We start from the raw sequence: 24,643 nt of genomic DNA, 5'->3' as shown, positions 1-24,643 counted from the left end.
TAAAAAATATTCGCACTGAAATTGAGCTATTTTCATAAATTAAAAAATGAAATTAAGAAAAGATAAATTATCGTAAACTATACACTTTACTTTAGTGTCAAAATTATAATAATGACAACAAATATCAGAATGTATATAACAGTAAAAAGAGTCATATTAAAATGAAAAATATCATTCTTGTAATTTTGATTGCAAACCTTTTATCGGCTTGTGCATTAGCACCAAAGCTAAAACAGCCCAATGATAGGAACCGCGTGCCTATTAATAAAACAATCCCTGCCGAAATCAAGCGAGGAGACAGATGAAAACAAAACAAGCAAAACCAGTGAAAGCCGAACAACTTAGAAGTTATTATGAAGAAAGCCGTGGCTTAGAACGTGATCTTATCAATGAATTTATAAGGTCGCGCAGAACGGCATGGCGTGTTGCGAGTACTGTGGGTCTTTTTGGCTTATTCGGTATGATATGTGGAGTTGTTGGATTTTCTCAACCAGCTCCAACTCCCTTAGTATTGCGCGTTGATAATACGACAGGTGCAGTTGATGTTATCTCAATCATGCGTGAACACGAAGAAAGCTATGGTGAAGTTGTAGATAGATATTGGCTAAATCAATATGTGCTTAACCGCGAAACTTACGACTACGATACTATTCAACTGAACTATGACACAACAGCACTTTTAAGTGCGGCATCTGTTCAACAAGAATATTATAAAATCTATGATGGAGAAAATGCACGGGACAAAGTGCTTTCCAACAAAGCACGTATTACAGTTAAAGTACGATCAATCCAGCCTAATGGACTCGGTCAAGCAACTGTACGTTTTACGACTCAGCAACTTGACAGCAACGGTGCTGCTACTGGACCAAAACAGCACCAAATTGCAACAATTGGTTACACCTATGTTGGTGCACCCATGAAATCATCTGATCGATTGCTTAACCCCCTTGGTTTTCAAGTAACAAGTTACCGTTCTGACCCAGAAATACTGTTGAATGATTAAGGAATTGATTGTTATGAAAAAACTTGCGTTCGTTGTTCTATTGTCTTCGTTTTCTTCTCTTTATACGGTACCTGTGCAGGCGCTCAAAAGTCCATCAAATTCACAATATGATCACCGCATTCGCTATATAACATATAACGAAGCCGATGTGGTTCAAATCGAAACAGTTCTTGGTGTGGCAACACATATTATTCTTGAAGAAGGTGAACAGTACATAACTCATGCCTTTGGCGATTCTGAAGCCTATGCCTTTGCTCATAAAGGGCGGCATATTTTTATTAAACCAAAAGCAGAACTTGCCAATACCAATCTCATCGTTGTAACCGACAAACGGAGTTATAAATTCCGACTACAATTTCGGAATGACCGTGCGGGATCAACATATGAATTGGCTTTCCATTATCCCGATTCAAACGATGAAAAGTCAGAAGAAAACAATCGGCGCCTTGCGATTGAACGTGGTTTTCACCAAAGCGTCAACGGCTATAATCTCAGTTATACCATGAGTGGTCACCAAGATATTGCTCCGATAAATGCTTGGGACAATGGGCGTATTACTTACTTTAAATTTCCCGCTAACATGGATATGCCATCGATTTATGTCGTAGATGCTGAAGGTAATGAAAGCTTAATACCACGCACCGTTATCGGCAGTTCTAATGATATTATCGCCGTTCATAAGGTCAATCCTAAATGGCTTATACGGCTTGGTAAACGCGCTCTAGCTGTTTTTAATGAAGCCTATGACCCCAATGGCGTACCAAACACAACAGGGACAGTATCTTCGGTGGTTTATCGTATCAATAAAGGAGGAAAATGATGTTTGACAATAAGGAAGGAGAGGGAAAAGGTACAAAACTGGACAACGTCGAACAAAAACATATTGAAGGTACCTATGGAGGGTCCGAACTAGGTTCTGAACGTCGTCCAACAATTCCAGGTACCCGTGCATTGTTAATGGTAGGACTTATTGTCATAGTAGCGATACCGATTGCCTTGACTTGGAAAGCTTTTAAAATGCGTAATACCGTGGAGGTTGAGGAAGAAAAACCACAACAAATAGTACAGCAAATTATACCAAACTATGTCCCTCGGATTATAGAAGAGCCAAAGATTGTAGAAGAAACAGAAAAATCAACACAAACAGAAGATTCAAACTTGGATATTCCACCGGCATTGAGTAAACTTCTTCAAACAGCCATTCCTCCACATATGCTCCAAGATTCTGAAGAATTAGCACGCAAACGTATGCTCAGTTCTAGCCTTAACAACGGTGGTAGCGAAGGATCTACAGATACAAATAATAAAGCATCGAATAATGATAGAGGTAATGGCGTATTATTTGATAACCTTCAGCCCGTGCGTTTAGGTCAATCACATGCGATGCAACTTCGTAACCGTGACTTTTTGATTACACAAGGAACGCAAATAGATTGTACGTTAGAAACAAAAATCATTACATCACAACCCGGAATGACGACGTGTCATTTAACACGCGATATTTATTCCACGAGTGGACGTGTTGTTTTGCTTGACCGTGGTTCTAAAGTTGTTGGTTTTTACCAAAGTGGCATACAACAAGGACAAACGCGCGTGTTTGTGCAATGGTTACGCATTGAAACGCCTTCTGGTGTTGTTGTCAATCTTGACTCACCAGGCACAGGTCCTCTGGGTGAAGCGGGTATTGGTGGCTGGGTTGACAGACATTTTTGGGAACGATTTGGTAGTGCAATTATGGTAAGCATTATCGGTGATTTAGGAGAATGGGTAAGAGGAAAAGTTGGTAAAAGCAGCAAAGAAAATAAAGATAACTCACAAAATAAAGGAGCTCAGAATGCTGAATCTATAGCAATCGATGTTCTTCAAAATTCCATCAATATCACACCAACACTTTACAAAAACCAAGGCGAACGAGTAAATATTTTTGTTGCTCGTGATCTGGATTTCAGCGATGTCTACAGTCTCGTCACACGTTAACTCGATACAAAAAGATCAAGCAGTTTTTCAGCTTCTGCAACCGCTTGATTGTTTTTTAGAAGATCCCACGATCACTGAATTATCGATTTGCCGCCCCTGTGAAGTATGGACGAAAAGCTTTAAGGGTTGGCAAGTACATAGCGTACCAGAGTTAACAACCACTTTTTTGCAAACGCTTATTACAGCTATTATCGTTTATAACGGTATGGCTCCCAGAAGTATTAATTATGTGCTCTTGCCTGGTGGGCAACGTGGTACAATTATACAAACACCAGCTGTTGTTGATGGTGCTCTTTCCTTTGTAATTCGTAAACATTCTCTCATAGTTAAGACGTTAGAAGAACTCAAAGAAGAAGGGGCTTTTGACGATTTTTCTGATGTAAGTTTTAATAAGCCTTCAGCAAAAGAAGCCAATAACTTGTTATCGAGGCAGGACTTCACACGGTTGGAACCATTTGAAGTTCAACTCTTACAAAGTAAACGTGAGGGAAAAATTCTTGAATTTTTGGAAAAATGCGTCCTTCACAAACGCAACATTATTATCGCAGGCAAAACAGGATCTGGTAAAACAACATTTGCTCGCTCTTTAATTGAAAAGGTCCCTGTAGAGGAGCGTATTATCACAATTGAAGATGTTCATGAGCTTTTTCTACCCAATCATCCCAATCATGTACATATGATTTATGGTAACAATGTAGGTCGTGTTTCAGCTGAAGAATGCCTAGATGCGTGTATGCGTCAGTCGCCTGACAGAATTTTTCTCGCTGAATTGCGAGGCAATGAAGCATGGGAATATCTCAATTCGCTCAACACTGGTCATCCCGGATCGATTACAACAACGCATGCCAACAGCGCTTTGCAGACATTTGAGCGATGTGCCACCTTGATTAAAAGATCAGAAATTGGCCGGCAACTCGAGTTAGAAATGATAAAAATCGTTCTCTATACAACAGTTGACGTAGTGTTGTTCTTTAAAGATAGAAAACTCTCTGAAGTCTTTTACGACCCGATTTTTGCTAAATCAAAAATCGCTTAAGGGGAGCTTCCTCTCTCGGTAATATGAAGCAAACAAAAATAGCCGTAACTAATTGTTACGGCTATTTATTTAACTTTTCCTATTCTCTTTGCTTCTCCAATGGATTTTCTACACTCTTCATGAAGAAAAAAAGAAAAAAGTTAATAGACAACAACTCTACGAGAAAACCAAATTATACATAAGGCTCTCTCTATTCTCTTGCCTTTGATCATTCTTTCCATTTACCTTTTGAAAAAGTATCTTTGATGCAAAAAAGAAAAAATAGCTGCAAAATAAATATTTAAACAAAAGAAAAGAATAAATTTTGATTCGCCTATCAATGAAAGCTTCGTAAAATAGATACTTTCGATCATCACAAACAATTATCGTCATCAAGACCAAAACTTATCGTTTAAAAATTCTAAGTGCTATCTTCAAGTGATTAATAAATGTGTTTTTTAACCAAACAATCTCCAAATACGGAAAACCTCATACGAAATAAATTATCATTTCAATTTAGCATCCATAAACCACATTCTATTTGGTAATAAAAAGTATAGTGGCATATCAACGTCTTCTTCGGACGAAGAAAGATTCTTAACCTCCAGTTGTTCGTAAACAACCAAATTTCTCTTAAGCAAGCTTTGCTAACCATATCACGTGGCTTATGTCCCTCTCCTAAAGACGATATCCATAGATTACATAAGGTAAGCTCTACTCTGAATATTCCTGCTCTCTTCTCTGCACCTCAAAAAGAAAAAATTCCTAAAAGCACAGATCTACAATCACTCTTCTTAAGATGCATCACATTGTCTTATAAAGAGTGTTCATTATTTTGCGTGTTGGATAAAAGATCTTAATACCGTAGGATTCTCTCATTTCAAAGCTGTTTATTAACCAAAACCATGTCTCTTGCACATTATAAGTAAATAAAGCCGTATAGAATGAAACTGTACAAAAAGCACTAAAAATGCCTTTTATAAACCATCCAAAATGCCCAAAATTGTCACAACATTGGGAGTTTGCAAAGTGTCTAATGGCGCCCAACTTGTTCTTTTATGAAGTGTAAAAATGGAGATGCTCTATAAATTTTATATTATTCATCGGGGCTTTACCATTATACCATCCACGAACTCTGTAGTGAAATAAGCTTAGGCACCTTAAAGAAAGGTTTCTTAAAAACAAGCGTGCAAATTGACAAGCAAAGTGTATTTGGTTCGGGGCGTTCTGTTTTACATAAGGGTTTTGATCTTATTAAAGAACGAGAGAAACAAAAGCGTGAAGCAATGCGTAATCTCTATTATTTAAAAGACATTACTCTAGATGCTTTTGAAAGTCGTAAAGCAGAATTAAAAAATGATGCTAAAAATGGAAACTGGTTTGCACCTTTACAGCTTCATATTCTCCTCAAATTAGGCGGCTGTATAGCAACTTTCAAAGATTACGTCAACAGAGATACATAATACTCTTAACTCCCATTTGATAAGTAAAAGCTGCAACAGCAAAAGCTCTTTTAGAAAAACAACGCCATAAAGTCATTAATAAACCGGCAATGAATTGGAGAAATGTTCCAGATTTTTATCAAACACTCTGCAAAGCAACAATAATGATACAACTGGCTTTGCATCTGCTTATTCTTACAGGTGTTCGTACCCATCTCTTGCATCAATTCGTGAAGATCAGATTGAAGAGGATATATGAACAATTCTTGGCTCGAGAATACGAACGGTCTGCGTGATACTACAGGAGATTTCACATGCCATTATGATCACATAATATTAAAAATTTTAAAATAAGCACGCTTGTTTTTTCGCAATGATTTCTGTTTTCTGTAACCGGTCGTAGTCCTTATTAATGTGAATTTCCTATCACAATATATAAGAGAGATTAGACTAAAAACCTGTCCACGTAGATTTCGCTCTAGTTTACGTAATTGGCTAACAGACTCCACCTATCACACCTCAAAGGACGAAGCCTCTTAACACGCCACTGATCTGCAAACAATCCGCCCCCTCACCTAGCAGATTTCACCTTCTAACCACTCTAATTACCACATCCTAAATAAGATAGTGTTTTACAGCACAACAGAATAAATACCAAAACAATGGCTGATTATACCGTTAATACTTGGACACCTCTCTTTCATGTTAAGAAATATCTTTTATGCTAAAAAATAAAATAAAAAACACTTTTACTGCTTAAATAACTTTCTTCAGCATATATACAAGAAAAAATGAAATCCCCTAACATAATAAATAAGACCTAAATCTAGAAATCTCTATTTTTTATAGATAAAAACATATAAAATAAAAACCCACGAAACTCATAAAAATACAACATGTTTTCTTTGATGATTGAATTCATTCAACTCAAACGAACCTATAAACATCCCTTGTACCACATTCGCAACACGTGTTCTTAGAATTCTCACTAGTGTTTTCTAAATTTTTAGAAAAAACTATAAATTTGATATTTTTTAAAAACGTCTTATTTGCTCTTTAGTGAATTTAAATCTATGATGTTACAATATTTTTTAATTACTACCCCCTTAACTATATAATCTATCTCTACAATAGAGAAGGATTTTACGTTCTCCATTTTTTAAGAACTATAAATTTTGCTTTTTAATACGATTAACAATCCAATCTTTAAAACAAAAAATATGACCTTTATATATATATATATATAATGATATTATCAAAAATTCCTAATCCTTGAATATTAGCAATGTTTTCGATATTACAATAAATGTGTCGTAAAATGACGAATTGTCATAATGATCACTCCTTTGTATTTCATTTAGATAATTTACATGCGTTATAATATTTGTATCAGCATTTATTTTTGTGCTATATTTATACAGAGTAATCATTTTTTATAAAAAATGATTACTTAAATCTGCATCAAAGTATAAATTATGATGCGAATTTAATAAAAATAAAAACACATGGCATATTGATTTTATTGTTTTTACATAGAACGCTATTTAAAGTATAGTTTACTCGAAAGACTAATGCCTTTTTAAAGGCAATAATAACTATACTAACCGCCTCATAGAAGCCAATAAATTTTTAGAGATTAAGCCTCAAAGAGGCACAAAAACATGCACAATTTTCTATTTTTCTTTTTACTGTTCGTTAATCGGTCAAATTTCAAAGATAATATTCAACTATGAGTTTTCTGCTCAGCCATTGCAAGGATTGCTTAATTTTTTAGGGATTACTTCACTTTTAGAATGATTATAGCTACTGCACCCTCATAAGCAGCCGATCTTCTTTTAGAGATTTAATTGCTAAAAGGAGATACAATTTTTTCCACCTTACGCTTTATTTTGATCAATCAGTAAATTTTCAAAGGCGGCGTTCAACCATGAGTTTTTTAATTTCAGCAATCGCTTTCGCTGGATTTAATCCCTTTGGACAAGTTTGCGCACAATTCATAATCGTATGGCAACGATAAAGGCGGAAAGGATCTTCTAAATTATCAAGACGTTCACCACACATCTCATCACGTGAATCCGCAATCCAGCGATAAGCTTGAAGCAAAACAGCGGGCCCCAAATAACGATCACCGTTCCACCAATAACTTGGACATGAAGTCTGACAACACGCACACAAAATACATTCATAAAGGCCATCGATTTTTTGGCGATCGGAGTGACTTTGTAACCATTCTTTTGCAGGTTCAGGAGAAACTGTTTGCAACCAAGGCTCAATGACTCGGTGTTGTGCATAAAAACGCTTTAAATCAGGAACCAAATCTTTAACAACCGGCATGGAAGGCAACGGATAGACCTTAATGGGATGTTTTACATCATCCATCCCTTTGGTACAAGCTAATGTATTGGTTCCATCAATATTCATCGCACATGAACCACAGATGCCTTCACGGCATGATCGACGAAGTGTCAAAGTTGGATCAATATGGTTTTTAATAAACAAAAGCCCATCAAGAATCATAGGACCACAAGCAGAACGATCCACATAATAAGTATCTAAATGAGGATTTTCCTCATCATCAGGCGACCAACGATACACGTGAAATTCCGTCAGCTTTGTAGCACCTTCAGGTTTAGGCCAAACCTTTCCCGGTTTTACTTGAGAATTTTTGGGAAGCTTAATTTGTACCATATTTCATTCTCCCCTTAATAAACCCGTTTTTTAGGTGCAATGCGCTTTAAATCGATCCCACCATCAGCTTCAGATGTTAACGGGTCCACATGGACAGGTCGATATGATAATGTCACCTTACCCTCTTTTGACAAATGTGAAATCGTATGTTTACGCCAGTTTTTATCATCACGCTCTGGATAATCTTCACGAGCGTGAGCGCCACGGCTTTCTGAACGTGCTTCGGCAGAATGAACAGTCATGATTGCATTCGCCATAAGATTTTCAAGCTCTAATGTTTCAACCAAATCAGAATTCCATATCAGAGAACAATCTGTGACTTTGAGATCCGACAATTCCCCCCAGATTTTATTCATCCGTTGACATCCCTGTTTCAAAGAATCTTCTGTACGGAAGACTGCTGCATCTTCTTGCATCGTGCGTTGCATTTTTTCACGCAATACAGCTGTTGGTATTGCCCCTTGTGCAAAACGTAAACGATCAAAACGCGCTATAATTTCGTCAACAGCTTCTTCATTGATGGGTGGAATTTCTGCATTCCGATCAATAACTTCACCCGCGCGAATGGCAGCAGCACGACCAAACACCACAAGATCAATTAATGAATTTGACCCCAAGCGATTAGCACCATGAACAGAAGCACATCCTGCTTCTCCTACCGCCATCAGCCCTGGTTGAATACGATCAGGCGAATCAGCCGTTGGATTGAGAACTTCCCCGTAGTAATTGGTAGGAATCCCACCCATATTATAATGAACCGTTGGCAAGATGGGGATAGGCTCTTTTGTTACATCCACCCCTGCAAAAATCCGTGCTGATTCTGAAATCCCTGGTAAACGCTCATGCAAGATTGCAGGATCAATATGATTGAGAACCAAATGAATATGATCCTTCTTAGGTCCAACGCCACGCCCTTCACGAATTTCAAGTGTGATACAACGCGAAACCAAGTCACGTGAAGCCAAATCCTTAAAGGAAGGTGCATAACGCTCCATAAAGCGTTCACCTTCAGAATTGATTAAATAGCCTCCTTCACCACGAGCTCCTTCTGTAATTAAGCAGCCAGAACCGTAAATCCCTGTCGGATGGAATTGCACAAACTCCATATCCTGAAGTGGCAATCCAGCGCGTGCGATCATTCCACCACCATCACCCGTACAGGTATGCGCCGATGTCGCAGAAAAATAAGCGCGTCCATAACCACCGGTTGCAAGAACAACCATTTTGGCAGAAAAACGATGTATTGTACCATCATCGAGATTCCATGCCACAACCCCCGTACAAACCCCATCCGTCATGATGAGATCGAGTGCAAAATATTCAATAAAAAATTGCGCATCATGCTTTAAGCTTTGTCCATAAAGCGTATGCAAAATGGCATGGCCTGTACGGTCAGCTGCTGCACAAGTACGCTGAACAGGTGGACCTTCACCAAATTGTGTCGTATGTCCACCAAAAGGACGCTGATAAATTTTGCCTTCTTGCGTTCGCGAAAAAGGAACGCCATAATGTTCTAATTCATACACAGCAGCAGGAGCATTACGCACCAAATATTCCATTGCATCGGTATCGCCCAACCAATCAGAACCTTTCACGGTATCATATAAATGCCACTGCCAATTGTCAGGTCCCATATTTGAAAGCGATGCAGCAATTCCCCCTTGTGCTGCAACCGTATGTGAGCGCGTTGGAAAAACCTTCGTAATACAAGCTGTCTTTAATCCTTGTTCTGCCATACCCAGTGTCGCACGTAATCCTGCACCACCTGCCCCAACAACAACAACATCAAATTTATGATCCACAGTGCGATAAGGGGCGTTACCTGCTTTAGCACCCAGAGATGATCCTGTACCCGCCATACTTGTTTAACCCCCTAATGCAATTTTCAAAAGAGAAAAAATAATGATACCACCTATGAGAAAACAAAATAAAATATTTAACGTCAAAAAGAATATCCGAAAACCTTCACGTGGAATATAATCTTCAATCACTACCTGCATACCAAGTTTCATATGATAAAGGACCGAAAAAGTCATCAATCCCATCAAAATAGCAACAATAGGATGTGCAAGTCTTGCACGCACAATACTATAATCCTTGCCCACAAGCGAAAGAATAAGAACAATAAAAAATATCAAAAGTGGTAGATTGATAAACCCCGTCAAACGTTCTAGCCAAAAATGCTCTGTTCCTTCATGAGCACTGCCACGCCCCCGTACTTTTCCAAGTTCCGTTCGAAAATCTTTTTTCATGTCTCTTTTCACCCCCAGCTAAACAACCGTATATCCAATAATCCAAATCGCAAAAGTAACAATAAGAGAAATAAAAACTGTCGCCCAAGCAGTGACTGTTGCCTTTTCTTTTGCCAAAAAGCAAGGCTTCAGATCCCAAACAATGTGGCGAACACCACCAACCATGTGATGAACCCCTGCCAAAGTATAAAGAAACAAAATACACAATCCAAACCAAGAACTATAAATTTCGTAAACTGTTCTAAATGTCTCCTCGCCACACGCAATAGCAATTAACCAAACAGCAAGAAAAACCGTTCCAACATAAAGCGCCATACCCGTAATTCGGTGTGCAATGGACATGGCCATAGTAATTGTCCAACGATAAATACTTATATGAGGGGAACGAGGGCGCTCTTTTATCCTAGTTGTCTCTATCATAAAATATCCTGACCTGGTTTATCATAAAATATCCTGACCTGGTTTTTGCAACCGCAATGAACGAGAAAGTTCGCGCAAAACGACTAAACATACTCTCTCGTTTTTACTTGTTTGGCATCTCAAGATACCGATATTACAGGTCGGTTGTCTCAAATAACGGATTAAAGGTCACGCATAAAAAACCGATTACTCCCTGGATATGATCCGCAAAACTCGCCTTAATCTAATACACTTTTATCTTCACGTCAAAGGTCTAAAATCGTTTCCAAATATAAACAGACATTTTTTCAGATTAAACTTATCCTTTTGAGTATTCACGATATATGCAATAGTCTCTTAAACTGCACCCATAATTAAGAATAAAAAGAGGAAAAATTGATAGATTGAACATTTTTATGTCCACTCCAAGCCTTTTAAAAGGCAAAACGAATCAAGAAAGACACAAATAAGCGGCATAAAAGCCGCTTTTGCATAAAGTTTAGCCGATATAATCTTTACTCAGAAACTTGCTTTTCAACATCTGTGCTGACAGATGCTGCTTCTACTTTCTCAACAACCTTTTCAGCTTTTTTCCGATAATCTCTCTTTTCAGCGATACGTGCAGCTTTACCTCTCAAGCCACGTAGATAATAGAGTTTTGCACGGCGCACTTTACCACGGCGCACCAGCTCAACACCTTCAATCAAAGGAGAATAAACAGGAAATACCCTCTCCACCCCTTCACCATAAGAAATCTTGCGTACTGTAAAGGTCTCATTCAACCCACCGCCTGAACGCGCAATACAGACACCTTCATAAGCCTGAACACGCGTCCGTGTACCTTCCGTCACACGCACCATGACACGGACTGTATCTCCTGGCTGAAATGCTGGAAATTGGCGCTTTTCTTCAATTTTTGCACATTGTTCAGCTTCAAGCTGTGCGATAATATTCATTTCTTTTATCCTTCATGTTCTTTATCGAACAGTCAGAGCGCTCAACTCTTACCAAAAAAGCCTTTATTAAGAATAAGGAGCTCTTTAGGCTATGTCTTACACAGGAGCGAATACACCATTCCTTCATTTTAATTTTGGAACTACAGAAAACCTTTTATAAAAAACTCTCTAAAAAGAGAGCCATGCAATACACCACCTTATCATATGAATCAAGTTTTCTGATGATTTTTATTATAACGCGCATAAAGATCAGGGCGACGTTGACGTGTTAACAATTCGGCTTGGCTTTGACGCCAATCTGCGATCGCTTTGTGATGACCTGAGAGCAATACAGGCGGAATACCCCGCCCTTCGAAAAGAGAAGGGCGGGTATATTGCGGATGTTCCAGCAAGTCATTTTCAAAACTTTCACACCTTGCAGAAGCTGCATTCCCCATCACTCCAGGCAGAAGACGTATAATAGCATCTAAGATAACCAATGCAGCTGTTTCACCCCCTGAAAGAATATAATCACCAATAGAAACTTCTTCTAATTCTCGTGCTTCTATGACTCGCTCATCAACCCCTTCAAAACGTCCACAAACTAACGTTACACCCGTATCACGAGCCAAGCTATGCGCGTAAGCTTGATCAAAAGGGCGTCCACGTGGACTCATCAACAATCTTGGCGAATCCTGTGGACAGCAATCAAGAGCAGCCGCCAATACATCCGCCCGCATTACCATACCAGCTCCCCCACCAGCAGGTTTATCATCAACGCTATGGTGTTTGTCTAAAGCAAAATCCCTAATCTGTACCGTCTCCAGTGACCAAATTCCACGCTCTAAAGCTTGCCCTGCTAAAGAATACCCTAAAAAACCAGGAAACATTTCAGGATAAAGGGTTAAAACGCGCGCCTGAAACTTCATTTTATTTCTTATCCTTATTTTCTTAAACAGACTCTTAATAGCAAAAATAGCACAAACAAGACTTTTAACGCTATAGAGTTAATTTGAGTCTCCTTGATCTGCGCCATATTCAATACGATCCTTCTAAATACTTGCACTAAAAAAGACTCTAAAAATTCAGGACTATTTCGAGATAAAGTGCTTACAATATCTGCTCAAAAGAGCATTTTTAATATTTTCACACATTCCACTTTTTATTGACGAAATTCATCTGTTGTTTTTTACCTTCATCTTTATTTTTAGATTCAAGCTATTTCCTTTTTATCATTGTCTCCCCCATCAATTAAACCAGCGGCCATGGGATCAACAACAAGAAAACCAGAATCCATACAAATTTCTGGTACCGCCGCCTTACTAAAGGGAATAAGAACTCTTTTACCTGTATTCAAACGTATTTCAAGCAAATCACCAGCCCCGAAATTAAAAAAACCACACACTTCACCTAAGATTTTTCCCCCACAATCTTGGACACACAAGCCTATTAAATCGACTTGATAAAACTCATCCTCCATCAAATCATCAATTAATTGATCACGCGTCACATAAAGGCGAATACCTTTTAAAGACTCAGCCGCATTACGATTTTCTACCCCTTTAAAACGTACAATCGCCTTATTTTTTTGTATGCGAAGAGTTACAATTTCATAAGAACGCCCCATATCATCATAAAGAGTGCTGTAAAACTTGAAACGCTGTGGCTCAGCACTTAGAATTTTAACAAAAACATCTCCTTTTATACCATGAGGCATACCAATAATGGCAAGATAGACTTTATTTTTAAGCTTTTCTTTATTATACTTCATGCAAAAATATTATCTCTCAAAAATGAACCCTTCAATCTTATAGTTTTCTATTCAATCTTGTTGCCATATGAGACAATCTTCTAAAAGACCTTTCTTGGTAACAAAACAAATTAATAAAGGAGAAAGTCTTATGGCAAATATTATGCTATTTTACAAAGATATCACACCAATCAACAAAATTTCCCATAAAAATCTAAAATTTGCTCCTCCAACTGATATGTCTTTTGCCAAGGATACTCATTGGGTTCCTTTAGCAAGTACTGAATATTTTCAAGCAGCACTAGACTATCCTATTTTATTTATGTGCGCCGAAGATGAACAAAAAAAACGGCACTACACATCCGCAGCTCTTGTCGGTCTTTCTAATGACGAAAATGACTATATCGCTTCTGATAAAAGTTGGAAAAACAATACTTATGTTCCTGCTTTTGTCCGTCGCTATCCTTTTGTTTTGGCACAAATTAGCAATGAAAAAGAACTTTCTGTCTGCTTTGATCAACAGTCCGGTATGTTTAATGAAGTTGCAGGAACAGAACTTTTTAATTCCGATGGCTCTATTTCTCCTTTTATGGAAGAACGTATTCGCTTTCTTGAAAGTTTTAAAATCGCTATGGAGAAAACCTCTGAGTTTATTGATGTTCTTGTAGAAATGGATCTTCTAAGCCAAAAATCCATCAATGTGAAAAACGATAAAGGTCTCTCAGCGCAATTGGAACATTTTTGGGTTGTTGATGAAGAAAAATTGAATAAATTATCAGCAAGCCAACTTGCCAAACTTCATAAAAATGGCTTTTTAGGATTAATTTTTGCGCATTTGATGTCAACACACAATCTTGTGAAAATACTCTCTCTCAAAGGTGAAAAGCAACTTATCAATCGTGAAGAGCAACCCCAAAACAAGAATGGTCATTCTAACGATGAAAAATCTAAAAAGAAAGAAACTCTCAACTAGATAATGCCTATCAAAAACGACAAGAGAAAAGATGAAAATATTCCTCTCATTCCAGCAGACCATGCACTTTTAAACGCAAGGAAAAATTGGTTAGAGTGTCTTACCCAAACACGTCGTATGTCAGCACAAACAGTGCAAGCCTATGAACGTGATACGCGGCAATTTTTGTCTTTTCTCTGTCAACACTTAAATCATACACCAACCCTTACAGATCTTGCTCATTTACGCATCAGTGACTTGCGTGCTTATCTTGCTTATCGGCGTACAAACAATGTAAGTGCTCGTTCTTTAAGCCGCGGAGTAGCAGGCATCCGTTCTTTTTTCAAGTACCTATCACGTGAAGGAATCGTCAATGTTCCGGCGGCTCAGCTTATCCGAAGCCCCAAACACCCAAGATCGCTCCCAAAACCTTTAGCGATCAAATCAGCACTTCACATAGTCAAACAAGAAAACCAGCTAGAAAATGAACCTTGGATTAGCGCTCGTAATGCGGCTGTCCTCATGCTTCTCTATGGCTGTGGAATGCGAATATCAGAAGCCTTAAGCCTCACACCAGAACAATTTTCTGATCCTAAAAAAACAAGTTTATTTATAACAGGAAAAGGCGGCAAAACACGCCTTGTTCCTCTCATCAAAATTGTTTACGAAGCTGTACAAAATTATCTCAAATGTTGCCCATATCCTTTAGTGGATAACCAACCCATATTTCGCGGGGCACGAGGCGGTCCCCTACAGCCCGCCATTATTCAGAAAACTGTACGCAACTTACGAGCAAGCCTTGGTTTACCAGAAACTGTAACGCCTCATACACTGCGCCATTCTTTTGCCACCCATCTTTTATCACGGGGGGGAGATTTGCGCACGATTCAAGAACTTCTTGGGCACGCTAGTCTTTCCACCACACAAATCTATACCCACGTCGATACAGACCATTTGTTAAAAATCTATCAAAAGGCCCATCCCCGTTCCTAAAAACGTCTCATCAAAAAATTAGAGTGTTTCAACCTCAAGTGCCAAAGCATGAACACAAGTAGCTAACTCTTCTTGTAAAACTTTATAAATCGCTCGATGTATTTCTACGCGTGTCATATTAGAAAAAGAAGAAGATAAAATTTTCACTCGAAAATGTGTTTCTCCTTTACCATCAAAAGCATGTTCATTATGAGGATGTCCCTCATGAAGATGACTTTCGTTAATCACTTCAAGCTTTTGCGGATGAAAAGCATCCTGAAGCTTTCTCTGAATTATTGTTTCTATAAACATTTTTCATTCCTCAAACAAAATGAACGTGCAAAAATACACCTTTTTCATAATAGAATAAGTGTGAAAACAAATTTTTCAAAAGTCAATTCTTGTAAAATTAATCAATTTTGCATAAACCAATAATATGACAATAACATCTAAATTATTCGATTCAATTCGCATAAGCTCAAATAAAAAACAAAAAGCTGAGCCAGAAGCACAACAGTGTCAGTGGGAAGGTTGTGAAAAAACAGGGTCCCATAAAGCACCAGCAGGTCGAAATCACGAAGGACAATATTTATATTTTTGTATTGAACACGTACGCGCCTATAATAAAAATTTTAATTACTTCTCTGGTCTTAGCAATAAAGATATCGCAAAATTTCAAAAGGATGCTCTCACAGGACATCGTCCGACATGGCCTACAGATCTGAGCAATGGTACATCGAAAAAAACAGCCGCGAATTATGCAAAGATTCGCTCTGGCACAGCTGCCTATCAAAATCGCATGCGCGATCCCTTCACGCTTTTTACTGGGCAGCATTCAAGCAATAAGTTCTCACGAAAATTAAAGCCCTTAGAAGCAAAAGCTTTTGATACACTGGGACTACAGGCAAACGCTTCAGCAGAAGACATCAAAATGAAATATAAAGAGTTGGTAAAAAAGCACCATCCTGATTCCAATGGTGGTAATCGTGCTTCAGAAGAGCGCTTTCGTGATGTTTTACATGCTTACAATTTGCTAAAAAAGTCTGGTTTGTGCTGAAAACATGCGCTTATATGAGTCTATTTTCATTTAGACCATCATTATTTGCGCAAAATGTTACTTTTTTGCAAAACATTATAGAATACGTAAAAAAATCTTTCTTCAATATCTAAGGCTCTCATTATAGAGCATTGCATAAATACTTTAACTCTTGTATCGTTTCTAATGAATAAATAGCGTCCTCTCCCTTCCAGAAACATAATGACAAATCTTACCGTTGAAAATTTGCCCGATATTACACTTTGTGCTCGCGATCTATTTCATATTGAAACAGATCTGAAAGTCCCTGCTTTTAGCACAAAAAGTCCCCATGTTCCTGATATCGATCCTGATTATCTTTTTGATCAGCAAACAACTTTAGCGATTCTCGCAGGTTTTGCCTTTAACCGCCGTGTAATGGTTTCTGGCTATCACGGTACAGGGAAATCAACGCATATTGAACAAGTTGCTGCACGTCTTAACTGGCCTTGTCTTCGCATTAATCTTGATAGTCATGTAAGTCGTATCGATCTTGTAGGAAAAGATGCTATCGTTTTAAAAGATGGCTTACAAATCACTGAATTTAAAGAGGGCATTTTGCCATGGGCTTATCAAAATAATATTGCTCTTGTTTTCGACGAATATGATGCAGGGCGTCCCGATGTTATGTTTGTTATCCAACGCGTTCTTGAAACCTCTGGAAAACTAAGCTTACTTGATCAAAGCCGTGTCATCTCTCCCCATCCAGCATTTCGTCTTTTTGCAACGGCAAACACCATTGGTCTTGGTGATACAACCGGTCTCTATCATGGTACCCAACAGATCAATCAAGCTCAAATGGACCGCTGGTCTATTGTTACGATACTCAATTATTTACCCCATGATAAAGAGGTTAATATCATTTGTTCAAAGGTCAAATCTTTTCAAACGGCTGAGGGAAAAAAGACAATTTCACAAATGGTTCATGTTGCTGATATGGTACGCCAATCTTTTATCAATGGAGATCTTTCAACTGTCATGAGTCCACGTACCGTCATTACTTGGGCAGAAAATACAACAATTTTTCAAGATGTCGGCTTTGCCTTCCGATTAACCTTTCTCAATAAATGTGATGAACTCGAACGTGCCACTGTTGCAGAATTTTATCAACGCGCCTTTGGACAAGAGCTTCCCGAATCACTCATTCATGGTGTTTCGCCTTAAGGAATCTGTCACTCATGGCTACCGATATTGGCGACAACAAAAATCTGGCAAAGGACTCTTCCAACAACACTCTTAATGCTGAAGCTTTTAAAAAAGCACTTTCCACCTGTATGCGTGCAATTGCAGGCACAAACAACCTTGAAGTTTCCTTTAGTCATAACCGACCATCTTTAAGCGAAAGTTGCGCGCGTTTACCAGAATTACCTCAATACGCAACGAATAAAGACATAACTATTACCCGCGGACTAGGTGATTCCATGGCTCTGCGCAAAGCATGGCATGACAACCGCATTCACATGCAATTTTCTCCACCAGAATCAGAAGCACGTGCTATCTTTGATGCCCTCGAACAAACACGTGTTGAAGCAATTGGTACTTTAGCCATGGAGGGACTTGCAAAAAATCTTGATGTCATGCTCGCCGATAAATACAAAAGAGCCCATTATCATAAGATTAGCAACCAAAGTGAAGCCCCCATCCAAGAAGCGATTGCACTTTTATTGCGTGAAAAAATAACAAAGCGCGCAGCTCCAAGAGAAGCGGGTCCTGTTTTAGAATTGTGGCGTCAAGAACTCGAACAAAAAGCAGCATCACAACTCAATGAACTCCCACATCATATTTACAACCAACAAGCTTTTGCACAGATTGTTCGCCAAATGCTTGTTACACTCAAAATGACAGTGCAACAAGCTGAAGCTTCTAACAGTGAAAACAATAAAAAATTAAAAAATGCGTGTGAACCTCAAGACCAAAGAGAAGAAGAGAGTAAAAACAAAAAACACGCTCAAAGTGAAGAACAAACCAGCACTGAACAAGAAAGTGATGTGCAAGATGATGGAAAAACACAAGCGACACAATCAAACAACAATGATCAAGCTGACGGCGAGCAAAAAAATGGACCTTGGCAAGAAAAGCCGAGCAAACCCAAACACCTTTTTTCTGATTCGGAACAAATGCAAAGACTTGGCAATTATAAAATATTCACCCGTCAATTTGATGAAATTTTGGAAGCAACAGATTTTTGTTCTGAAAACGAGTTAGATCACTTACGCCGTTATCTTGATAAGCAAATCAATCATCTGCAAAACATCGTTGGACGTTTAGCAAACCGTCTCCAGCGCCGCTTGATGGCGCAACAAAATCGCAACTGGAACTTTGACCTTGAAGAAGGATATCTTGATACAACACGGCTTCCACGTCTAATTATTGACCCCATGCAACCCCTTTCTTTTAAAATGGAAAGCAACACCCAATTTCGGGACACAGTTGTTTCACTCCTCATTGATAATTCTGGCTCAATGCGTGGACGCCCCATTAGCGTTGCTGCAAGTTGTGCTGATATTTTGGCACAAACTCTTGAACGTTGTGGTGTCAAAGTTGAAATTTTAGGTTTTACCACCAAAACTTGGAAAGGGGGCAAATCGCGCGAACAATGGCTTACCCAAAACAAACTCCATAATCCTGGACGCCTCAATGATTTATGCCATATCATCTATAAAAGTGCTGATACCCCATGGCGTCGCGCACAACGCAATTTAGGTTTGATGATGCAAGAAGGATTATTAAAAGAAAATATCGACGGAGAAGCTTTGATTTGGGCTCATCAACGCCTTTTATCACGGCGTGAACAACGTCGCATCCTCATGGTCATTTCTGATGGTGCTCCTGTTGACGATTCGACACTATCGGTCAACTCCAGCAATTATTTAGAAAAACACTTACGCGCAGTGATTCAAGAAATCCAAACACACTCCCCTATCGAACTCATTGCCATTGGAATTGGTCATGACGTCACACGTTATTATCAACGTGCTGTAACAATTATGAATGCTGAAGAACTCGCCGACGCCATAACAAAACAATTAGAAATACTTTTTAGTGATAAAAGAACTCATATTCATAAGAAATAAACCTGCCTTGAATCAGCAACGATTACATTTTAAAAAATTATCTCTATCATTAAACCATCGGAATTTGATGACTAACAACCTGAGAAGATAATCCCACAAATTGAATATCGAACTTTAAAGAAGCTTCTACTTTACTGGATGCATTATGAATCCTAAAAGAAATGCTCCAACCATCTTCAAAAATTATAATGAGTTTGTTTTTACTTTCTGGTTTTAGTGAAACGGATAAAATTTTGCTTGGAATTTTCCATTTACGACCATATCCTAGAGTGCCATTCAAATTAAAAGACTGAATAATAACCCGTTTTTGTTTAGATCTTGTATCTATCATAATCTTATAAAAATCATAAGAACCTATAACATACTGAAACAATAGCTTCACAAATTTATCTTGATAATCTAAACAAAGCCTTTGAAGTTCTTTAGAAAAAGCTTCTAGGATTGGAAGATAAACTCTGCTGTCTTTATCCTCTATATCTCTAAAGAACATCTTCTTATCTCTAAGCTCTGCTAAATAATCAAAAATAGGCCTAACCTCATTGAAATAAACGCTGCTACAAGAATAACCTGTCCATTCTTTACCAAAATCTATTTTACTGGAAAGGCGAGGATGTTTGATAGCGCTATGATTATGTTTTGCAGAAATACCAATAGGATTTTCAGGAACTTTTAAAATAATATCACGGACATCTCCTTTGATCCCAACAAAATCTTCCTGAAGAACAATAGTTTTCGTGTTTCTAATATTTTTATCATGTAACTGTAAAAAAACGGCTGCTTCAATAGAAGCAAGATTTAAAAGCCTTTTTTCAGTATCATTAAATAAATTATAAAAAGACTCCGCTATTTGAAAAGACGAATTAAACTCTATAGAAGCCTTTGTTGCTTTTTTAAAACCCATAGCCAAAGCATATTCAAAGGCTTTTCCATTTTCTACCTGATTCATGCAATTTCCTAAAGATCCTTACTCAAAATTACGAGTTCATTTGATTTTTTATTGTTTCCCATACCGTAAGTCCATTCAGGATTAAGTATTGTATGTCCTTTATAAAGTTCTCTAACTTCCACACAATCATTATAAGATAAAACCCATCCTTGACGCTTTCTCAAAAGTTCAGCAAGAGCTTGATGATCAAAAGAATTATGTTTATCGCCTTTGTGACCGTAAAGTTTTTGATTAATAAGGTACGGAGGATCACAATAAAGAAAATCGTTAGAGTGTTTAGGAATACTTTCTGTAAAATCTCTGTGTTCCACTATGAAGTTTTCAATCTTAAAATCTTTAAGCCGTTCAATAGAACGATAATTGAATCGGGGATGTCCTGGAGACATACCACCAGAAAGTGTCGTTCCGGAAAAAGAAGAACGATTAAGAACAAAAAAAACGGCAGCAATCTCTAATTGATTTTTAATATTCCCAAAAGTTTTTTGGAGATTATAAAACATTACGGGAGTCATATCTTCATATTCTCTCACTTTTTCTGCAAGAGCTGAAGCATCTTTCAAAAGCATCTGCCAAAAAATAACAAGCGGCTTAAAAGCATCATAAGCATAAACCCTTGTTCCTCTTTTTGCTAAGGTTAATTCAATTGAACCGCCTCCCACAAAAGGAGAACATAAAGTTTTCTGTTTCCTTATATAGTTATTAATAATCATAGGAACAGCACGACTTTTCCCTCCCGGATAACGAAGAGGTGATTTTACAATAGGCAACTCCCTAGTCTCTCTCTGTTTTTTCAAGGAAGTTAATACAAAATTATCAAATAAAGCCTCTGTATGATCTGTTTGATTTATCATTTTATTCATACTATCAGCTCCAAGTATCGCATTTCTAACCTACAATTATCTAAAATAAACACTCGAAGCGTTTGCCAAATTCTACAGAGATCGCATTATAACAAATTGTAAATTCATTAACATATCTGCACAAACATTTGTTACTAAAATAATGATAAATATCAGTATAACCAAATTTTAAAACTGTCAAAAAAGACTTGATACCATTGGTATTTATTTTTCTATTTATATACTACCCAAATGTATATCGAAATGTTTTTTCCTTTATAAGAACCAAGTTTCTTATAGCTCAAATAATCATAAGTAAGACATCACAACTCTTAACAAAACATTTTTGATCCTTTATAAGAGCTTTATTATCTGTTTTTAATGCTGATAAGATGCTCTTATCCCATACTGAATCAGTCAAAACCATTTCCTTACACATCGTAAGCATAGATGATGTATGGATAAATACAACTTGAGAAAAGAATCAAAATACCTCTTATAAATCCGCTTAAATTCTGCCCTTAGAGGACAGAACTCCCCTCCCCTCTTCTTTAGCAAAACAAAAGAACAAAGACCATTATTTGTTACAAACAAAAGAAGAATCATCCTTTGAAGGACTTTGATAAAGAGGAAGCTTTACAATATTAAGAATTGTTCCATAAGGAATCAACATAAACAGGCTCATAATAATTTTTACCGAAAAATCACCAAAAGCAAGCGATAGCCAAACTGGCATGCCTATCCCTCCCAAAACAGTACTCTCCACTAGTGAACTATCAGCATAGCCTGTTATCTTATCAAGAACAGCAAACGAGCTAGAAAAAGCAAGAGCAAAAAACAGCACTGTATCCAAAGCTGAACCAACCAACGCTGCTGCTAAAGGTGCTTTCCACCATGTTTTACGTCGCAAAGGAGTAAAAACAACAATATCAAGGAGTTGCCCAAATAAAAATGCAAAACTAGAAGCAAGTGCAAGCCGTGGTGTCGCCAATATCCAAGAAACAAAGACACCCGTAAAAAAACCAGCATAAACCACACGCCGCGCAGCAGATGGACCATAAAAACGATTGGTCAAATCATTGATTAGAAAAGCAAATGGATAGGTAAAAGCCCCATAAGTCAACAGCGCATTCAAATCAAACCAATAGACAGGATATTGAACTAAAATATTAGAAGCCGTGACAGCAAGGCACATTGCAAAAATAGAAAAAACAACATACCTTTTCTTTTGCTGTTCTAATAAAGGACCGCTTGAAGACATTTTTTTTAACCTGGGATATGGAACCAATAAAACAGAGCGATCAAAAAGAAAAAAGCCAAAAACAATAACGCTGAAAATTACGCTGCTTGTTCAGCCTTCTGCTCACCTTCTTGCTCAGCTTTTTTCTTAACGATTTGGCGTTTTAACAAACGCGCACGTTGTGACAACTCTTTATCGTCTGCTTTAATCAAAAAACCATCAAGACCACCGCGGTGCTCAACAGAACGCAACGCATTTGCTGAAATACGCAAGCGATAACTTTGCTGTAACACCTCTGAAATCAATGTCACATTGCAAAGATTTGGTAAAAAACGACGCCGAGTCTTATTATTCGCATGGCTAACATTATTACCATACAGAACCGTCTTCCCTGTCAATTCACATGCACGAGACATAAACTTCACCCTTAAACTCTAAGAAACTTTCAAATCCCCATACCCAAAGGACACAATGAACGCAAAACACGCGCAATGCAACCTTGAACGGGCATCATTGGGAAGTTTCTTTCTAATAGGGGGTCGACAACAAAAGGTCAAGTCTTTTATAAAACCTTTTTCATCTCTTGTTGGCTCATTTTTCATCTTTTTCCTCAATAAGGCGTGCAAATTCCACCAAAACGCGTACAAAATGTTTTTTTTAATATATACATGTTAGAATAAAAGCCTATTGTCCCGAAAGGAAGCACAAATCATGAGCAAAAAAGAGCCCCCTATGACAAAGCTTCAGGGAAATTCTTGCCGTTTTTCTTCTTTTTTATTTGGAACTTTATGTATTTGTTTTTTTCTTCTCTTCAGTGCATTAGGTATATGGCAAGTACAACGGTTAAACTGGAAAACAAATCTTATCACCAGTACCAATCAACGCATTCATTTGCCCCCCATAAAAGCCCCTCCAAAAAATCAATGGTCAGATGTTACTTTTGAAAAATATGAATATCAACCTGTTATTATCACAGGAAAATTTTTAACAGATAAAAATATTTTAGTCACTGCTGCCGCTCAAAATACTACAGGCTATTGGGTTTTGACTCCTTTAAAAACTGCTGATAATACACTGATCTTTATCAACCGTGGCTTTATCCCCATGGATGAACGTAACAATTTTCAAAACACAGAGCAATCACATACAAATGCCTTATCTCAGCAAAATTCTACCACAGACACAGAACAAACAACGATTATAGGTTTATTACGCATGAGTGAAAAAAATGGATTTTTCCCGCGTAAAAATAATCCTGACAAAAATTTATGGTATACGCGCGATCTCCCCGCTATGGCACAAAAACTTGGTTTGTCCACTGTTGCCCCTTATTTCATTGATGCCAGAAAAACATCTCCACAAGCAAAACTTCCCGTCGTTGGTCTTACGATTATCCATTTTCGAAATAATCATCTCGTTTATGCAATCACGTGGTTTATTTTAGCTACTGGTGTGTTAGGAGGTTTTCTTTTTCTGCTACGGCAAAAAAACTAAAAAAAAATACCTCTTCCATCTCAAGTAACAAAAATTTTTAGAATCTTGAAAACTGATAAAGAGAATAAAAGCTACCAACTTGCGCCTTTGTTAAATTAAAGATCATAAGCATACAATGAACTTTATACCATCCACAAAAGATTTACGCGACACTCTTATCAAAAAAACATCATAAAATAGGGTTGATTCATTAAAGATGTAATGCCCAAAAATGTGAAGAAATGCATTATCTTCACTCTTAAAAAGAATTGTCATAAACGCTTTTGAAAAACATAAAGCCAAATTTTAAAATGATAGAAAAGATAGGCACCTATTTTTGCCTTTATAATTTTATATTCTTGCTTCATTAGATTGTTTCCCATTTCAGAGATTACTCCAATTGATATACGCAATACTTTCGCCTTCATCTAATATAAAAGCTAATATAGCAAAGAACATACGGATACATTTTTTGTTTCACAACTGCTATGAAGATGAGATATTGAATTATAAGCAACAAAAAAACATTTAATTTCTCAACGCGACTTTTATACCTATCATCACACCTCAAATGAGAGGTTTTTACAGGATAATAGAAAAAGGTGAGTCAT

General features: G+C 37.6%; 24 protein-coding genes. 12 read left to right on the top strand and 12 right to left on the bottom strand.

All coding sequences use genetic code 11. From position 1 onward, the window contains the following. Positions 1-161 precede the first annotated feature (161 nt). The 6 genes from ACFIO5_RS01225 to ACFIO5_RS01200 all read left to right on the top strand — a co-directional run bounded on the left by ACFIO5_RS01225 (position 162) and on the right by ACFIO5_RS01200 (position 5,458). On the top strand, positions 162-305 hold the full coding sequence (locus tag ACFIO5_RS01225; RefSeq protein ID WP_015857026.1) for a hypothetical protein: 144 nt from the start codon (positions 162-164) through the stop codon (positions 303-305). Beyond that, positions 302-1,003 carry a VirB8 family type IV secretion system protein gene (locus tag ACFIO5_RS01220; protein WP_375606007.1) on the top strand — a complete coding sequence of 234 codons (702 nt, stop codon included), beginning with the start codon at positions 302-304 and terminating at the stop codon, positions 1,001-1,003. The genes ACFIO5_RS01225 and ACFIO5_RS01220 overlap by 4 nt, the downstream gene beginning before the upstream one ends. A gap of 13 nt (positions 1,004-1,016) precedes the next feature. Continuing rightward, complete coding sequence (gene virB9 / locus ACFIO5_RS01215; protein ID WP_375606008.1) at positions 1,017-1,823, top strand: P-type conjugative transfer protein VirB9; 807 nt, start codon at positions 1,017-1,019, stop codon at positions 1,821-1,823. After that, the gene (virB10, locus tag ACFIO5_RS01210) at positions 1,823-2,980 is read left to right on the top strand and encodes a type IV secretion system protein VirB10 (RefSeq protein WP_375636573.1); all 1,158 of its coding nucleotides are present in this window, start codon (positions 1,823-1,825) and stop codon (positions 2,978-2,980) included. The genes virB9 and virB10 overlap by 1 nt, the downstream gene beginning before the upstream one ends. After that, positions 2,955-4,016: a P-type DNA transfer ATPase VirB11 gene (gene virB11, locus ACFIO5_RS01205; protein WP_375705054.1), complete on the top strand. Its 1,062-nt coding sequence runs from the start codon at positions 2,955-2,957 to the stop codon at positions 4,014-4,016. The genes virB10 and virB11 overlap by 26 nt, the downstream gene beginning before the upstream one ends. A 1,166-nt stretch (positions 4,017-5,182) precedes the next feature. Continuing rightward, positions 5,183-5,458, top strand: a complete 276-nt coding sequence (locus ACFIO5_RS01200; RefSeq protein ID WP_375668537.1) for a hypothetical protein — start codon at positions 5,183-5,185, stop codon at positions 5,456-5,458. 1,887 nt (positions 5,459-7,345) lie between these two features. On the opposite strand, the gene ACFIO5_RS01195 is transcribed toward ACFIO5_RS01200, so the two are convergent. From ACFIO5_RS01195 to rimM, 7 genes are all read right to left on the bottom strand, one after another. Next, positions 7,346-8,125, bottom strand: a complete 780-nt coding sequence (locus ACFIO5_RS01195) for a succinate dehydrogenase iron-sulfur subunit (RefSeq protein ID WP_005774220.1) — start codon at positions 8,123-8,125, stop codon at positions 7,346-7,348. A 14-nt stretch (positions 8,126-8,139) separates the two neighbouring features. Beyond that, entirely contained in the window at positions 8,140-9,984 is a 1,845-nt protein-coding gene (sdhA, locus tag ACFIO5_RS01190; protein WP_375634365.1) for a succinate dehydrogenase flavoprotein subunit, read from the bottom strand. A gap of 6 nt (positions 9,985-9,990) precedes the next feature. After that, complete coding sequence (gene sdhD, locus ACFIO5_RS01185; protein WP_375612246.1) at positions 9,991-10,377, bottom strand: succinate dehydrogenase, hydrophobic membrane anchor protein; 387 nt, start codon at positions 10,375-10,377, stop codon at positions 9,991-9,993. Between the two features lie 18 nt (positions 10,378-10,395). Next, a complete protein-coding gene (gene sdhC / locus ACFIO5_RS01180) occupies positions 10,396-10,797 on the bottom strand; it encodes a succinate dehydrogenase, cytochrome b556 subunit (protein WP_375639816.1) in 402 nt (133 codons plus the stop codon). A 494-nt stretch (positions 10,798-11,291) separates the two neighbouring features. Next, positions 11,292-11,732: a 50S ribosomal protein L19 gene (gene rplS / locus ACFIO5_RS01175; RefSeq protein ID WP_375612245.1), complete on the bottom strand. Its 441-nt coding sequence runs from the start codon at positions 11,730-11,732 to the stop codon at positions 11,292-11,294. Between the two features lie 209 nt (positions 11,733-11,941). Beyond that, on the bottom strand, positions 11,942-12,640 hold the full coding sequence (gene trmD, locus ACFIO5_RS01170; protein ID WP_375612244.1) for a tRNA (guanosine(37)-N1)-methyltransferase TrmD: 699 nt from the start codon (positions 12,638-12,640) through the stop codon (positions 11,942-11,944). A gap of 284 nt (positions 12,641-12,924) precedes the next feature. Continuing rightward, a complete protein-coding gene (gene rimM, locus ACFIO5_RS01165) occupies positions 12,925-13,482 on the bottom strand; it encodes a ribosome maturation factor RimM (protein WP_375618306.1) in 558 nt (185 codons plus the stop codon). A 130-nt stretch (positions 13,483-13,612) separates the two neighbouring features. Here rimM and ACFIO5_RS01160 point away from each other — a divergent pair, with 130 nt between their 5' ends. Both ACFIO5_RS01160 and ACFIO5_RS01155 read left to right on the top strand, forming a co-directional pair. Continuing rightward, positions 13,613-14,434 (top strand): SapC family protein, encoded by an 822-nt coding sequence (locus ACFIO5_RS01160; RefSeq protein ID WP_375636538.1) that lies wholly within the window; start codon positions 13,613-13,615, stop codon positions 14,432-14,434. Positions 14,435-14,437: 3 nt separating this feature from the next. Next, positions 14,438-15,406 (top strand): tyrosine recombinase XerC, encoded by a 969-nt coding sequence (locus ACFIO5_RS01155; protein ID WP_375636540.1) that lies wholly within the window; start codon positions 14,438-14,440, stop codon positions 15,404-15,406. A gap of 18 nt (positions 15,407-15,424) precedes the next feature. On the opposite strand, the gene ACFIO5_RS01150 is transcribed toward ACFIO5_RS01155, so the two are convergent. Next, a complete protein-coding gene (locus tag ACFIO5_RS01150; RefSeq protein WP_375612716.1) occupies positions 15,425-15,697 on the bottom strand; it encodes a BolA family protein in 273 nt (90 codons plus the stop codon). Between the two features lie 124 nt (positions 15,698-15,821). On the opposite strand from ACFIO5_RS01150, the gene ACFIO5_RS01145 reads away from it, so the two are divergent. From ACFIO5_RS01145 to cobT, 3 genes are all read left to right on the top strand, one after another. Next, complete coding sequence (locus tag ACFIO5_RS01145) at positions 15,822-16,442, top strand: J domain-containing protein (protein ID WP_375606021.1); 621 nt, start codon at positions 15,822-15,824, stop codon at positions 16,440-16,442. Between the two features lie 201 nt (positions 16,443-16,643). Beyond that, positions 16,644-17,624, top strand: coding sequence for a cobaltochelatase subunit CobS (gene cobS / locus ACFIO5_RS01140; protein WP_375634354.1), 981 nt, complete (start codon positions 16,644-16,646; stop codon positions 17,622-17,624). Positions 17,625-17,638: 14 nt separating this feature from the next. Then, on the top strand, positions 17,639-19,534 hold the full coding sequence (cobT, locus tag ACFIO5_RS01135; protein ID WP_375683424.1) for a cobaltochelatase subunit CobT: 1,896 nt from the start codon (positions 17,639-17,641) through the stop codon (positions 19,532-19,534). Positions 19,535-19,583: 49 nt separating this feature from the next. Here the strand turns inward: cobT and ACFIO5_RS01130 are convergent, their stop codons facing one another. The 4 genes from ACFIO5_RS01130 to rpmB all read right to left on the bottom strand — a co-directional run bounded on the left by ACFIO5_RS01130 (position 19,584) and on the right by rpmB (position 22,975). Continuing rightward, positions 19,584-20,480, bottom strand: coding sequence for a HaeIII family restriction endonuclease (locus ACFIO5_RS01130; RefSeq protein ID WP_375634350.1), 897 nt, complete (start codon positions 20,478-20,480; stop codon positions 19,584-19,586). 8 nt (positions 20,481-20,488) lie between these two features. Next, positions 20,489-21,340, bottom strand: a complete 852-nt coding sequence (locus tag ACFIO5_RS01125) for a DNA adenine methylase (RefSeq protein ID WP_375620949.1) — start codon at positions 21,338-21,340, stop codon at positions 20,489-20,491. Between the two features lie 556 nt (positions 21,341-21,896). Continuing rightward, entirely contained in the window at positions 21,897-22,580 is a 684-nt protein-coding gene (locus ACFIO5_RS01120; protein ID WP_375705053.1) for a VUT family protein, read from the bottom strand. 77 nt (positions 22,581-22,657) lie between these two features. Further along, positions 22,658-22,975, bottom strand: a complete 318-nt coding sequence (gene rpmB, locus ACFIO5_RS01115; RefSeq protein ID WP_375633587.1) for a 50S ribosomal protein L28 — start codon at positions 22,973-22,975, stop codon at positions 22,658-22,660. 295 nt (positions 22,976-23,270) lie between these two features. Between rpmB and ACFIO5_RS01110 the strand changes: the two genes are divergently transcribed. After that, positions 23,271-24,053: an SURF1 family protein gene (locus ACFIO5_RS01110; protein ID WP_375633588.1), complete on the top strand. Its 783-nt coding sequence runs from the start codon at positions 23,271-23,273 to the stop codon at positions 24,051-24,053. Positions 24,054-24,643: the final 590 nt, after the last annotated feature.

Source organism: Bartonella sp. AA86SXKL, from assembly GCF_042196885.1.
This window is presented reverse-complemented; position numbering and strand designations above follow the sequence as displayed.